This window comes from Albidovulum denitrificans (genome assembly GCF_002973535.1).
Classification (GTDB): domain Bacteria; phylum Pseudomonadota; class Alphaproteobacteria; order Rhodobacterales; family Rhodobacteraceae; genus Albidovulum; species Albidovulum denitrificans.
Window position 1 is genome coordinate 1 of record NZ_PVEP01000010.1, and the last position, 12,146, is coordinate 12,146.

Consider the following 12,146-nt stretch of genomic DNA (forward strand, 5'->3'; position numbering starts at 1 on the left):
AGTGTCGCCACATCCATCATCTGCTCGGCCAACATCTTCTTGAGCTTCGTGTTCTCGGCTTCGAGCGCCTTCAGCCGCTTCGCATCGGCGACCTCCATGCCGCCATACTTGCGCCGCCAGTTGTAGAAAGTCGCGTCGCTGATCCCGTGCTTGCGGCACAGATCCGGCGCGCTCATGCCCGCCTGATGCTCCTTCAGAATACCAATGATCTGCGCTTCGCTGAACCGTGATCTCTTCATCGTCTGTCTCCTCAGTTGGAGAACAGGCTAACCTCAAATCGAGGACTTTTCAGGGGAGCAGGTCACTGCCCGATTTGTCCGTCGACAAATCGGGCCGCGCCTGCCTGCCCCCGGCAGGCGCGTTTCCGCGCCAGCCCAGGCAGCCGCGTCCCGATTGCGGACGCACGGCGCAAGCGGAGAACCCCTTGGCTTCCGGCTTGCGCCTCCAGCCAATCGGACCGGGTGACGTGCCACTGGCACGTCCCCTGCCGGTCCTCTCTTGCCCCATCCGATGTAGCTACAAGACCCCTACACAAACCCGACGCCTCCCCGACGGCATTCCGACGCGCCTGGACGCATGGGGCCCGCCCCGAACCCCTTCGCACGCGCAGAAACCGCCCTCTCTCCGAACGCATGGCCCTCAGACCGCCAACCCTGCCGGGGGACAGCAGAAATTCCCGCCGTCCACAGGTTGTCCACAAGGAAAATCAACGGGTTATCCCCCGCTAATTTTCATGCTGCACTGCTATTTCCTTGCGCGACTCAGCCCCGGCGCGCGAACGTTCCTTTACCGCAACGGATCGCAAGACACCGGGCGGGGCGCAAAGGCCTCCGCAACCCGCGGGTGGTAGGATCGGACTTCGGTTCAATCATACCCTTGCACGGTGTGGAACGCTGGCGGATCGTGGACGGTCTTCGGACTGGAAAGCGGACGCGGTGTCGCAAGGGCTGGAGCGGGCCACGGACGGGCCTTCGGGTTCCAAGTGGTTGTGATGGTTCACAGAATCGTCACATTGATGGGGATGCCCGGCAACGGGAAACCCGATCAGGAAGGCGTCAGGGAGGGTCGCAGGACCCATGCGAAGACCGCGTCTGAGCACCTGGCGCCTTTTCTGACTCCGTCTTTCGAAAAGCAACGGGACCCGCCTGCAAGCAGGGGGTCCCGTTTCGTCAGGGATAATCTACCGCGTCTGTAGCACCTGTGACGGTTTCATAGCGCCGATCGCGGGCCGGATCAACAAAATCTCGCGGGTAGGGCGGGGCTGAACGCAAGATATGCGCAAGGCGTCAGCCGTAAGAGATCGCCAGAACCTCAAGCGACACCCGCCCCGCAGGCCGGTTCCATTCCACCACATCCCCCACCGAGGCCCCGGTCAGCGCCCGCGCCAAGGGCGAATGCGGCGCGATCCGCCCCTGTGCCGCGTCCGCCTCATCCTCGCCGGTGATCTCATAGGTGGTCTCGACATCGTCCTCATCCACCACCCTGACCCTCGCGCCAAAGGCCACCTCATCCTGCGGTTGGGTCGCGGGATCGACCGGGATGGCCGAGGCGATGCGGGCGCTTAAGTATCTGATATCCCTTTCCGCCGCGCGTTCGGGCAGGGTATCCAACCGGTCCGCCCGCGCCTTCAGGCGGGCAAGCTCCGCCTGCCGTTCCTCCATCCGGTCGCGCAAGGATTGCAGTCCGCACGGGGTGACGTAGTTCGGGTGCGGGCTGATCGGCAGGTCGGGCAGAGGGGTGTTGTCCGGCCCGTCCTCCTTCACGAAGGCGCGGCTCATCTCACGATCTCCTCCAGCGGGTCGTAAAGGGCGGGGCCGGGGGGCGCGAAGGCCACCTTCGGCAGGCTGTCGGGCTTGAAGCGGATCGCGGTCATCTCCTCGCGGGCAAAGAAGCGGCGGTCGGTCACGACGTTTTCGGGGTCGCGCCAGCCGTCGTCAAGCGTGCCGCCGGTGATCTCGCAACGGAAGTAGAGGTCGATCTGGTGAAAGCCGGTGGCGGGGTCGTGGAATTCGTTGACGAGGGCGAGCGGGCCGACCGCGACGCTCAGCCCGGTTTCCTCATGCACCTCACGCCGCAGGTTGTCGGGCAGCGACGCACCCGCCTCCACCCCGCCGCCGGGCGCGCACCACAGGTCGCTGACCCCGCCGGGATAGGCGTTGACCAGCAAAAGCCGGTCGTCCCGAAGGATCAGGGCGCGGGTGGCGAGGCGGGGCAGGCGCGGTTTCATGGGGGGCGAGAGTGACGAAACGTCGCGTCGCACGCAAGGGGATGCGGTGGCGGGTTCGATCGCCTATCTTCCCTTCATGTTGAAAACGTTTCTGGTCGCCCTGTCCCTGATCCCCGCCGCCGCCGCACGGGCCGATTGCGTCGTGCTGCTGCATGGGCTGGCGCGGTCGGAAACGTCGCTTCTGGCGATGGAGGCGGCGCTGGAAGGGGCCGGGTACCGGGTTGTCAACGAAGGCTACCCGTCCACCAAGCAGCCGATCGAGGTTCTGGTGAAGGACTATGTCGGCCCGCAGATCGCCGAATGCGGGCAGGAAAGGGTGCATATCGTCACCCACTCCATGGGCGGCATCCTTGCGCGCGCCTGGCTGTCGGCGCATCGGCCGCCGGATATGGGGCGCGTCGTGATGCTGGCGCCGCCGAACCACGGCAGCGAGCTTGTCGATGCCTTTGGCGATCTGGGGCCGTTTCAGTGGATCAACGGCCCTGCCGGGCTTGCGCTTGGCACCGGGCCGGAGAGTGTGCCGAACGAATTGCCGCCGGTGCAGTTCGACCTTGGCATCATCGCGGGGGACGTGTCGCTGAACCCGATCTATTCAAGCGTGATCGAGGGGCCGGATGACGGCAAGGTCAGCGTCGCCTCGACCCGGATCGAGGGGATGCGCGACCATATGGTCCTGCCTGTCACCCACACCTTCCTGATGAACAACCCGCTGGTCATCGCCGAGGTGATCGAGTTTTTGCAAAACGGCCGGTTCAACCGCGAGCTGAGTTTTCTTCAGGCCGTGGGGCGGGTGACGACGGGCGAGTGAGCTGCCCGAACGCTCAGCCCTTCGTGACGATGCGGTTCACATGGCCCATCTTGCGGCCCGGACGGGCCTCGGCCTTGCCGTAGAGATGGATCGCGGTGTTCGCCTCGCGCGCCAGGTCGGGGATGCGGTCGATGTCGTCGCCGATCAGGTTTTCCATGACGACATCCGCATGCCGCGACCCGTCGCCCAAGGGCCAGCCCGCGACCGCGCGGATATGCTGTTCGAACTGATCGACGGCGCAGCCGTTCTGCGTCCAGTGGCCGGAATTGTGGACGCGGGGCGCGATTTCATTGACCACGAGGCCCGCGTCGGTGACGAACAGCTCAACCCCCATCACGCCGACATAATGCAGCGCGTTCAGGACCTTGCCCGCCAGCAGCACGGCGTCGGTGCGTTCGGCATTGGTCAGTTGTGCCGGTACGGTCGTGGTGCGCAGGATGCCGCCCTCGTGGATATTCTCGCCCGGATCGAAGGCCGCAACCTCGCCGGTCGCGCTGCGGGCGGCGATGACGGAGACTTCGCGGCTGAAATTCACGAAACCTTCCAGGATCGAGGGCGCGCCCGCCATGGCGGCCAGCGCGGTGTCGGCATCCTCCGGCCCGTTCAGCCGTGCCTGCCCCTTGCCGTCATAGCCCAGCCGCCGGGTCTTCAGGATCGCCGGGCAGCCGATTTCGGCAAGCGCCTCGGCCAGATCTTCGGCATCGTCCACGGCGGCGAAGGGCGCGGTTTGCAGGCCGAGGTCGCGCAGGAAGGCTTTCTCGATCAGCCGGTCCTGGCTGATGGTCAGCGCGCGGCGGTTGGGGTGGATCGGGCGATGCGCCTCAAGCGCGTCGAGGGCCGAGGCGGGGATGTTCTCGAACTCATAGGTGACGACATCGACCGCTTCGGCAAAGGCGGCCAGTGCATCAAGATCCTCATAGGGTGCGGTCGTTACGCGGTCGGCGACATGGCCCGCCGGGGGATTGGCGGCGGGTTCGTAGATATGGGTTCTGTAGCCAAGGCGCGCGGCGGCGACAGAGAGCATCCGGCCAAGCTGGCCGCCGCCGAGAATGCCGATGGTGGCGCCTGCGGGAAGGGGGCGGTCGGTCATGCCTGGTCCAGTCGTCTTTCAATCGCGTCAAGCGCGCGGGTCAGCGCCGCATGGGCGCCGCCATCACGCAGGATTTCGGTCATTTGCAGGCTAAGCGTCCCTTCGGTTGCCAGCGCATCGCGTTCTTGGGCCAGCCGTCCGGCGCGGCCCTTCTCCATCGCGGCAAGGAAGCCCGCCATCAACTGCGTGGTGTAGAACTCTGCCCCGTCGGCGCCGCTGCGCTGGCCAAGCCAGCCTGAGGCGGTCGCCATCAGGTCAAGGATGCCCGGCACCATGGCGCAGATTGCGAAATGGGCGTTCAGTGCGGCTTCGTCCGGCACTTTCACCACCGGGTTTTCGGGCGCGAAAAGGTCGGCCAGCAGGACGTCATTGCCATGCGCGGCCAGCGGGCAGCCGCCCTGTTCCAGAAAGCCAAGGGGGATGGTCTGGACGAAATCCGTGGCGGGGGCGCAGAGACGGGTCAGCGTTTCGACCGGCACCCCGGCCATGACCGACACGATCTGCTGGCCTTCGCGGAAGCGCAGTGGCGACAGCCCCGCCTCGGCATGATGCGGGCGCAGGCAGAGGAAGACGATGTCGCTTGCGTCGACAACCGCCTGCGGCTCGGCAATCGTCACGCCGCAGTCGCGCGCCAGCGCCGCCGACACGGTTTCGTTCCGCCGCGTGACCGCGATTTCGTGGCCCTTGGCGGCCAGGTGGCGGACCATGGGCGCCGCGATATGGCCGGTGCCGATGAAGCCGATCCGGCTCATCCCTGCGGTTCCTCGGGGATGGAGGCGGAAAGGGTCGCGCGCCACTGGTCGAGGCGTTTGGCCAGTTCGGGATCGTTCAGCGCCAGAATGCCCGCCGCCATCAGCCCGGCATTCGCGGCCCCGGCGGCGCCGATGGCCATGGTGGCGACCGGAAAGCCGCGCGGCATCTGGACGATGGAATAAAGGCTGTCGACACCCGACAGCGCGCGGGTCTGAACCGGCACCCCGATCACCGGCACGCGGGTCTTCGACGCCATCATGCCGGGCAGATGCGCGGCGCCCCCCGCGCCCGCGATGATGACCTGAAGGCCACGCTCCACGGCGGTCTTGCCATAGTCCCAAAGCCGGTCCGGGGTGCGGTGGGCGGAGACGATCCTTGCCTCATGCGGCACGCCGAGTTCATCGAGAACCCCCGCCGCCTCGCGCATCGTTTCCCAGTCCGACTGGGAGCCCATGATGATCCCGACCTTCACGCCCATGCCAATCCCCGCATGCCGAATGGAGCGCGCACTATAGCCATGCGCGCCCTGCGCGCAATGGCGTCAGGCGATGATATCGGGGGTCAGGATATCCTCGATCCGCGCGATCTGGTCCTTCAGCATCAGCTTTTGCTTTTTCAGGCGTCGCAGCCGAAGCTGATCCGACCGGCCCGAGGTCTCCATCATGTGGATCGCCTCGTCCAGGTCGCGATGTTCCTGCCGAAGGACGCCCAGCTTCACCTGCATCACTTCGATACTGTCCATTTCGGGATGGGCGTTCATTCGGGGCAATCCGTGCGGAAATTGGTCGGTATCGAAAGATAGCAATTCCATGCAGTTGCGGAAAGCATTTCCGTGCGCCGCCCCTTGCCGTGCGGGGCAGGGGCGACCATATCTGATCCATGGCCGCCGGGATCGGGGCCATGACCAGTGTCGCTTGAACCCGAGGACATGTCGAAATGACGAAACTGACCTTTGCCGCGCACCCCTTCCTTCTGGGCTTTGATCAGCTTGAAAGGCTTGTCGAACGCACCGCGAAAACCGGGAATGACGGCTATCCCCCGTTCAATATCGAGCAGTCCTCGGAAAACAGTTTCCGCATCACGCTGGCCGTGGCCGGTTTCCGCGAGGCCGATCTGTCGATCACGGTCGAGGATCGCCAGCTGATGATCCGCGGCCGTCAGGCCGACGATGCCGATGAGGGGCGCGTTTTCCTGCATCGCGGGATCGCCGCACGCGCCTTCCAGCGCAGTTTCGTGCTGGCCGATGGTGTCGATGTGGCCGGGGCGGTGATGGAAAACGGGCTTCTGCATGTCGATCTGCGCCGGGCGGTGCCTGAAAGGATCGTGCAGACGATCCGTATCGAGAAAGGGTGAGGAGAGCAGTCATGGATACCAGATACGATTTCGGCCCGGAAACGGGCGACCGCATCGTCTATGTCCGCCCCGTGGCGGTCGCCGATCTGCCCGAGGAACTGCGCGAGCAGGCGATGGGGCTTGAGACCATCTATGCCGTCCACGATGCCTCGGGCGAACGGCTGGCCCTGGTGAAGGACCGCAAGCTGGCCTTCATCGTGGCGCGTCAGAACGACATGGCGCCGGTCAGCGTTCACTGACCCCGGCTTCGGGATTGACCCGCGACGGAAAACGTTCCTCAGTGCGTTGAAGGGTATGGGCGCGGGTGCAAGCCGCGCCCCGCGCCACCCAAATGCATGAGGGACAAATGAGTAGTGTAAGCGGATATAGCCGGGGGCAGATCATCCTCCACTGGGCGATCGTCGTCCTGTTGATCGTCAACTATGTGACAAGCGAGGCGATGGAAGAGGCCTGGCGCGCCTTCCTGAAGGGGGGCGAGGCCTTCACGCTTGGCACCGCCGTTCATGTCTGGATCGGGGTGCTGGTCCTCGTCCTTGCGGTCGTGCGGCTTTTGCTGCGCAAGACGCGCGGCGCGCCGGACCTGCCGCCGGGCGGGCATCCGGTCGCCGATCTGGTCGCCAAGCTGACGCATCTGGGGCTTTATGCCTGCATCTTCCTGCTTCCCATCGTTGGTATGGTGGGCTGGTTCGGCGCGGTTCGGGACGCGGGCATGATCCACGGACTGCTGTTCAACATCCTGATGGTGCTGACCGTGCTTCACGTCGCGGGCGCGCTTTACCACCAATATGTGCTGAAGGACGGGCTGATCCGCCGGATGATGCGCGCCGAATGACGGCGCGGTGGTGAGACGAAAAAAGCCCCGCCGGTTGGCGGGGCTTTCCTGTTTCCGGGGGGCGGATCAGGCCTTGATAAGACCCATGCTTTCCAGCTTCAGGATCACCTGGTGGGCGCAGTTGTCGACGTCCACATTCTCCGTCTCGACCTTCAGTTCCGCGTTCAACGGTTCCTCATAGGGGTCGGAGATGCCGGTGAATTCCTTGATCTTGCCTTCGCGGGCAAGCTTGTAGAGCCCCTTGCGGTCGCGCCGTTCGCATTCCTCAAGGCTGGTCGCGACATGGACCTCGATGAAGGCGCCGAAGGCCTCGACCATCTCGCGCACGGCGCGGCGGGTCGCGGTGTAGGGCGCGATGGGCGCGCAGATCGCGATGCCGCCGTTCTTGGTGATCTCGGACGCGACATAGCCGATGCGGCGGATGTTGATGTCGCGGTGTTCCTTGGAGAAGCCGAGTTCCGAGGACAGATGCTTGCGCACCACATCGCCGTCCAGAAGCGTCGTCGGACGGCCGCCCATCTCCATCAGCTTGACCATCAGCGCGTTGGCGATGGTTGACTTGCCGGACCCGGAGAGGCCGGTGAAGAAGACCGTGAAGCCCTGTTTGGCGCGCGGCGGCGAGGTGCGGCGAAGCTCCTGCACCACCTCGGGGAAGGAGAACCAGTCGGGGATCTCAAGCCCTTCGCGCAGGCGGCGGCGAAGCTCGGTGCCGGAAATGTCGAGGACGGTGGAGCCTTCCGGCACCTCGTCGACGGGGAAGTACTGGGCCTTTTCCTGCACATAGACCATCTGTTTGAAATCAACCATCTCGATGCCGATTTCTTCCTGATGTTTGCGCACCAGTTCCTGCGCGGCATAGGGATCGTAGAAATCCTTGCCCTGGCTGTTCTTGCCGGGGCCGGCATGGTCACGGCCGACGATGAAATGGGTCAGGCCGTGGTTCTTGCGGATGATCGCGTGCCAAAGCGCCTCACGCGGGCCGCCCATGCGCATGGCAAGGTTCAGAAGCGACAGATGCGTGGTCGAGGCCGGGTATTGGTCCAGAACCGCCTCATAGCAGCGCACGCGGGTGAAGTGATCGACATCGCCCGGCTTGGTCATGCCGACGACGGGGTGGATCAGGAGGTTCGCCTGCGCCTCGCGCGCGGCGCGGAAGGTCAGTTCCTGATGCGCGCGGTGCAGCGGGTTGCGGGTCTGGAAGGCGACGATCTTGCGCCAGCCCATCTTGCGGAAATAGGCGCGCAGTTCGTTCGGCGTGTCGCGGCGGCCCTTGAAGTCATAGTGAACGGGCTGCTGGATGCCGGTGACCGGGCCGCCAAGATAGACGCTGCCCGCGGTGTTGTGCAGGTAGTTCACCGCCGGGTGGGCAAGGTCGTTGGCGCCAAAGACCTTCTCGGCCTCGACAACCTTGTTCGGCACCCATTTGTCGGTGACCGAGAGGATGGCGAGGATCACGCCCTCGGCGTCACGCAGGGCGATGTCCTGGCCCGGCTCGATCCCTTCGGCGAATTTCTCGCTGACGTCCAGCGTCACCGGCATCGGCCAAAGCGCGCCGTCGGCGGTGCGCATGTCAGAGACGACGCCATCGTAATCGGCCTCTGTCATGAAGCCCTTCAGCGGGTAGAAGCCGCCGTTCATCAGAAGCTCAAGATCGCAGACCTGGCGCTGGGTCAGGTCCCAGGACGGCAGCGCGCCCGCTTCGTGCTTCAGCTTCTGGGCGCTATCGTAAGAGACGTAAAGCTCCGGGATCGGGGCGAGGTTGGATTGCATGAGGGGGGTCCTTTTCTTGATCTGGAGAAGGCCGCTGTCGCTGCCGGTCAGTTCGGCATGCAGCGCGTCGTATTCGGCGAGTTTGCGGGTCAGGAACTGATCGGTCAGGCGGGCCTTGGTGGCGGCGCCCTTTGTCGTCAGCTCATAGGTGAAGCGCTGGCGGCGGTCCGGGCCGCTGCGGCTTGCAACGCGGATATGTCCGGCGTCGGTGGCGGCGCGCAGATGGGCGTTGAGGGTGCCAAGGCTGACACCCAGCGCCTGCGCCGTCGCCCGCTGCGAAGCCTCCGGCGCCAGGTCAAGCTGACGCAGAAGGCGGAAGAGCTGGTCGTCTTCCGAGGGGGATGTCACCACTTGCGACACGGGCGCGCTTTCGACTCACTATTTGTTCAGCGCTGAACATATCTCACGGAAAGCCTGAGAAAGAAAGGGCTGCGTGCCTATTGTACCCGTTGCGGCCGGAAGTGACCCGGCTGCAACAGGACTGTTTTGGGATATGGGGTTAAGTGGGCAAGGCCGGGCGCGGCCAGCCTGCCGGTGGGGGCGATGCCTCTGGCGGCTGGATTACTCCGCCGCCTCGACCTCTTTTTCGGCGTCCTGTTCGGCCAGCCAGCGTTCCGCATCCAGCGCCGCCATGCAACCCATGCCAGCGGAGGTCACCGCCTGGCGATAGACATGATCGGTCAGGTCGCCCGCCGCGAAGACGCCGGGGATGGAGGTTTCGGTGCTGCCCGGTTTCACCTTCACATAGGCGCCGTGGTGAAGCTCAACCTGATCCTTCACCAGTTCGGAGGCGGGCGCATGACCGATGGCGACGAAGAAGCCGTCGCAGGGGACGACCGTCTCTTCCCCGGTCTTGACGTTCTTCGCGCGCACGCCCGTGACGCCCAGCGGCTTTTCGGTGCCGAGGATCTCCTCGACCGTGTGGTTCCACAGAAGTTCCACCTTCGGGTTCTTGAACAGCCGGTCTTGCAGGATCTTCTCGGAGCGGAGTTCGTCGCGGCGATGGATCAGCGTGACCTTGCTGGCGAAATTGGTCAGGAACAGCGCTTCTTCCACGGCGGTATTGCCGCCGCCGATGACTACGACCTCCTTGCCGCGATAGAAGAACCCGTCGCAGGTCGCGCAGGCCGAAACGCCGAAGCCCTTGAACTTTTCCTCCGACGGCAGGCCCAGCCATTTCGCCTGCGCGCCGGTCGCAAGGATCACCGCATCGGCGGTATAGGTCGTGCCGCTGTCGCCTTGCGCGGTGAAGGGACGGCGCGAGAGGTCAAGCGAGGAGATATGGTCCGAGATCACCTCGGCCCCCATCGCCTTGGCATGGGCCTCCATCCGTACCATCAGTTCCGGGCCTTGGACCTCGGTATCGCCGGGCCAGTTCTCCACCTCGGTGGTGATGGTCAGCTGACCGCCGGGCTGGATGCCCTGCACCAGAACCGGGTTCAGCATCGCGCGCGCGGAATAGACGGCGGCGGTATACCCGGCCGGGCCGGAGCCGATGATGAGTACCTTGCTGTGGCGCTTGTCGGTCATGTCGGATGCCCCTTCACCTCGTTCGCTTCGCCATATAAGCAGCCACGGTCCGGGGGGAAAGCCCCAGAAGGGGAGCCGCCCCGACAAAAAATTGCGGTGTTTTGGAATAATATTGCGCAGAACGCGCCCGGACAGTAAGTTCCGCACCAAAAGGAGAGCCCGAGCATGAGCGCCAACAAACTCGACGAGATCGACCGCAAGATACTTGCCGAGTTGCAGGCCGATGGCCGCATGACGAATGTCGAACTGGCGCGGCGCGTGGGCATCTCGGCCCCGCCCTGTCTGCGACGGGTGCGGACGCTGGAAGAGGCGGGCTATATCCGCAGCTACCACGCCGATGTCGACACGCGCGAGTTGGGCTTCGAAGTGCAGGTCTTTGCCATGGTGCGCCTGCACAGCCAGGCCGAGGCCGACCTGTCGGCTTTCGAGACGCGCTGCCGCAACTGGCCGCTTGTGCGCGAATGCCACATGCTGAACGGCGAGATCGACTTCATCCTGAAATGCGTGGCGCTGGACCTGTCGAGCTTTCAGTCCTTCCTGACGGAAGAGCTTTTGCGCGCCGATAATGTGGCCAGCGTGAAGACGAGCCTGGTGATCCGGGTCGCCAAGGACGATCCGGGCGTGCCGTTCGAGGTGCTGGAAGACCGGCTGCGGCGCAGCGCCTGAACGCCGCGCCGCCTGGCCAGGGGTGGTCTCGCGGTCAGTAGGTCAGCGCCGCCTCGACCTCGCGCGCCGAAAGGCGCGGATGGGCCATCGGTCCGAACCCGGCAAAGCCGCGCAGATGCGGGAAGAGGCCCAGCAGTTCGGACGAAAGCTGCGCGTCCATACGGTCGCCGATGTCGCTGCCCGGATGGTAGCTTTCCACCTCAAGCCCCGCGGCGCGGAGCGAGCCGTGCTGTTCCAGCATGATGTGAAACACCGTGATCGGCGCCACCGGCGTGACCTCGATGATGCTGACACCGTCCGCGAAGCTGCGCGCGGGGGCATAGCTGGTGACGACGCCGGTTGCCATCCGGCTGCGGGCATCGCGCAGAAGGATGCGCGCGCGCGGCCCCAGGACGAGGTCCGGCATCGGCCGCCCGACACCGAAGGCGTCCGCCGTAATGCGCGTCATGCGCGCGGGCGCGACGCCGGGGATGGAGCAGTTGGGGAAAAGCGTCATCGACCCGATCCAGGTGATGCGGGCCGTCCCGCCCTCGGCGGTCAATGCCTGCATGCCCGGCACCAGATCCTCGACCGCGACGGGGCCGTCGGCGGTGGCGATCACCGTGCCGCGGGCGAGAGCGGAAAATGCCTCCTCGATCTCCGGCACGGCGGTGGCGACGCGGGTTTCATAGGCCACGGTGCCATCTTCGGCGAGATAGGACAGCTCATACCGACGGGTCAGCCGGGTGGAGCGGGTCAGCGCGGTGGATTTCGGGGACTGGGTCGGCGGGAAATTCGCCGGAGTTGTGATTTGCGGGGAAAAGAGATCAATCGAGCGCCGGGAAACGGCGTCACTATGGTAAGACACGCGAGCAGCCTTTCGGTCTGTCCTTCTGCGGGGCCCCCACCCGAAATGCAGATTGACTATGCGAACAAACTGCGGATTTTCTCCAATCTTGTCAAAAATCAGCGACTATTTTCCGGGGTGTGCAGGGCAATGCGGGGGGCGGTCGCCGCTTTGTCCACGGGGGCAAAACGGGGACCTGTCTAAAAGGACAAGTCCTTGAAATCTTAACACAACCTTAACGTGCGAATCGGACTGTGAAACTGGCGAAACCGGAAGGGGGGGGCCGGTTCC

General features: G+C 64.9%; 15 protein-coding genes. 5 read left to right on the top strand and 10 right to left on the bottom strand.

Annotated elements, in window-relative coordinates; genetic code table 11:
- From LX70_RS17140 to LX70_RS17150, 3 genes are all read right to left on the bottom strand, one after another.
- Positions 1–239 (bottom strand): transposase (locus LX70_RS17140; protein ID WP_146111647.1); only part of this gene is annotated, 239 nt, incomplete at its 3' end.
- 1,047 nt (positions 240–1,286) lie between these two features.
- Positions 1,287–1,778 (bottom strand): GreA/GreB family elongation factor, encoded by a 492-nt coding sequence (locus LX70_RS17145; RefSeq protein WP_105516017.1) that lies wholly within the window; start codon positions 1,776–1,778, stop codon positions 1,287–1,289.
- Positions 1,775–2,227 carry an NUDIX domain-containing protein gene (locus LX70_RS17150; protein ID WP_105516018.1) on the bottom strand — a complete coding sequence of 151 codons (453 nt, stop codon included), beginning with the start codon at positions 2,225–2,227 and terminating at the stop codon, positions 1,775–1,777. The genes LX70_RS17145 and LX70_RS17150 overlap by 4 nt, the downstream gene beginning before the upstream one ends.
- A gap of 76 nt (positions 2,228–2,303) precedes the next feature.
- Here LX70_RS17150 and LX70_RS17155 point away from each other — a divergent pair, with 76 nt between their 5' ends.
- The gene (locus LX70_RS17155) at positions 2,304–3,035 is read left to right on the top strand and encodes an alpha/beta fold hydrolase (RefSeq protein ID WP_105516139.1); all 732 of its coding nucleotides are present in this window, start codon (positions 2,304–2,306) and stop codon (positions 3,033–3,035) included.
- A gap of 13 nt (positions 3,036–3,048) precedes the next feature.
- Here the strand turns inward: LX70_RS17155 and LX70_RS17160 are convergent, their stop codons facing one another.
- The 4 genes from LX70_RS17160 to LX70_RS17175 form a co-directional block, all read right to left on the bottom strand.
- A complete protein-coding gene (locus LX70_RS17160; protein ID WP_105516019.1) occupies positions 3,049–4,125 on the bottom strand; it encodes a 5-(carboxyamino)imidazole ribonucleotide synthase in 1,077 nt (358 codons plus the stop codon).
- Positions 4,122–4,877, bottom strand: coding sequence for an NAD(P)-binding domain-containing protein (locus tag LX70_RS17165; RefSeq protein ID WP_105516020.1), 756 nt, complete (start codon positions 4,875–4,877; stop codon positions 4,122–4,124). The genes LX70_RS17160 and LX70_RS17165 overlap by 4 nt, the downstream gene beginning before the upstream one ends.
- Positions 4,874–5,356, bottom strand: coding sequence for a 5-(carboxyamino)imidazole ribonucleotide mutase (purE, locus tag LX70_RS17170; protein WP_105516021.1), 483 nt, complete (start codon positions 5,354–5,356; stop codon positions 4,874–4,876). Before purE ends, LX70_RS17165 begins: the two co-directional genes overlap by 4 nt.
- A gap of 63 nt (positions 5,357–5,419) precedes the next feature.
- Positions 5,420–5,638: a YdcH family protein gene (locus tag LX70_RS17175; RefSeq protein ID WP_105516022.1), complete on the bottom strand. Its 219-nt coding sequence runs from the start codon at positions 5,636–5,638 to the stop codon at positions 5,420–5,422.
- A 176-nt stretch (positions 5,639–5,814) separates the two neighbouring features.
- Between LX70_RS17175 and LX70_RS17180 the strand changes: the two genes are divergently transcribed.
- The 3 genes from LX70_RS17180 (at position 5,815) to LX70_RS17190 (ending at position 7,063) form a co-directional block, all read left to right on the top strand.
- The gene (locus LX70_RS17180; protein ID WP_105516023.1) at positions 5,815–6,231 is read left to right on the top strand and encodes an Hsp20 family protein; all 417 of its coding nucleotides are present in this window, start codon (positions 5,815–5,817) and stop codon (positions 6,229–6,231) included.
- 11 nt (positions 6,232–6,242) lie between these two features.
- Positions 6,243–6,470: a DUF1150 family protein gene (locus LX70_RS17185; RefSeq protein ID WP_105516024.1), complete on the top strand. Its 228-nt coding sequence runs from the start codon at positions 6,243–6,245 to the stop codon at positions 6,468–6,470.
- A 107-nt stretch (positions 6,471–6,577) separates the two neighbouring features.
- Entirely contained in the window at positions 6,578–7,063 is a 486-nt protein-coding gene (locus LX70_RS17190; protein WP_170076245.1) for a cytochrome b, read from the top strand.
- A gap of 66 nt (positions 7,064–7,129) precedes the next feature.
- Here the strand turns inward: LX70_RS17190 and LX70_RS17195 are convergent, their stop codons facing one another.
- Positions 7,130–9,193, bottom strand: coding sequence for a bifunctional sulfate adenylyltransferase/adenylylsulfate kinase (locus LX70_RS17195; protein WP_105516026.1), 2,064 nt, complete (start codon positions 9,191–9,193; stop codon positions 7,130–7,132).
- Positions 9,194–9,394: 201 nt separating this feature from the next.
- Entirely contained in the window at positions 9,395–10,363 is a 969-nt protein-coding gene (gene trxB / locus LX70_RS17200) for a thioredoxin-disulfide reductase (RefSeq protein ID WP_105516027.1), read from the bottom strand.
- Positions 10,364–10,528: 165 nt separating this feature from the next.
- Between trxB and LX70_RS17205 the strand changes: the two genes are divergently transcribed.
- The gene (locus LX70_RS17205) at positions 10,529–11,029 is read left to right on the top strand and encodes an Lrp/AsnC family transcriptional regulator (RefSeq protein ID WP_105516028.1); all 501 of its coding nucleotides are present in this window, start codon (positions 10,529–10,531) and stop codon (positions 11,027–11,029) included.
- A gap of 34 nt (positions 11,030–11,063) precedes the next feature.
- Here the strand turns inward: LX70_RS17205 and LX70_RS17210 are convergent, their stop codons facing one another.
- A complete protein-coding gene (locus LX70_RS17210; RefSeq protein ID WP_170076246.1) occupies positions 11,064–11,876 on the bottom strand; it encodes a Hint domain-containing protein in 813 nt (270 codons plus the stop codon).
- Positions 11,877–12,146: the final 270 nt, after the last annotated feature.

Excerpts from the sequence above, each read along its gene's own strand:
- LX70_RS17145 (WP_105516017.1), bottom strand. The coding sequence starts at position 1,778 with ATGAGCCGCGCCTTCGTGAAGGAGGACGGGCCGGACAACACCCCTCTG.
- LX70_RS17150 (WP_105516018.1), bottom strand. The coding sequence starts at position 2,227 with ATGAAACCGCGCCTGCCCCGCCTCGCCACCCGCGCCCTGATCCTTCGG.
- LX70_RS17155 (WP_105516139.1), top strand. The coding sequence starts at position 2,304 with ATGTTGAAAACGTTTCTGGTCGCCCTGTCCCTGATCCCCGCCGCCGCC.
- LX70_RS17160 (WP_105516019.1), bottom strand. The coding sequence starts at position 4,125 with ATGACCGACCGCCCCCTTCCCGCAGGCGCCACCATCGGCATTCTCGGC.
- LX70_RS17165 (WP_105516020.1), bottom strand. The coding sequence starts at position 4,877 with ATGAGCCGGATCGGCTTCATCGGCACCGGCCATATCGCGGCGCCCATG.
- purE (WP_105516021.1), bottom strand. The coding sequence starts at position 5,356 with ATGGGCGTGAAGGTCGGGATCATCATGGGCTCCCAGTCGGACTGGGAA.
- LX70_RS17175 (WP_105516022.1), bottom strand. The coding sequence starts at position 5,638 with ATGAACGCCCATCCCGAAATGGACAGTATCGAAGTGATGCAGGTGAAG.
- LX70_RS17180 (WP_105516023.1), top strand. The coding sequence starts at position 5,815 with ATGACGAAACTGACCTTTGCCGCGCACCCCTTCCTTCTGGGCTTTGAT.
- LX70_RS17185 (WP_105516024.1), top strand. The coding sequence starts at position 6,243 with ATGGATACCAGATACGATTTCGGCCCGGAAACGGGCGACCGCATCGTC.
- LX70_RS17190 (WP_170076245.1), top strand. The coding sequence starts at position 6,578 with ATGAGTAGTGTAAGCGGATATAGCCGGGGGCAGATCATCCTCCACTGG.
- trxB (WP_105516027.1), bottom strand. The coding sequence starts at position 10,363 with ATGACCGACAAGCGCCACAGCAAGGTACTCATCATCGGCTCCGGCCCG.
- LX70_RS17205 (WP_105516028.1), top strand. The coding sequence starts at position 10,529 with ATGAGCGCCAACAAACTCGACGAGATCGACCGCAAGATACTTGCCGAG.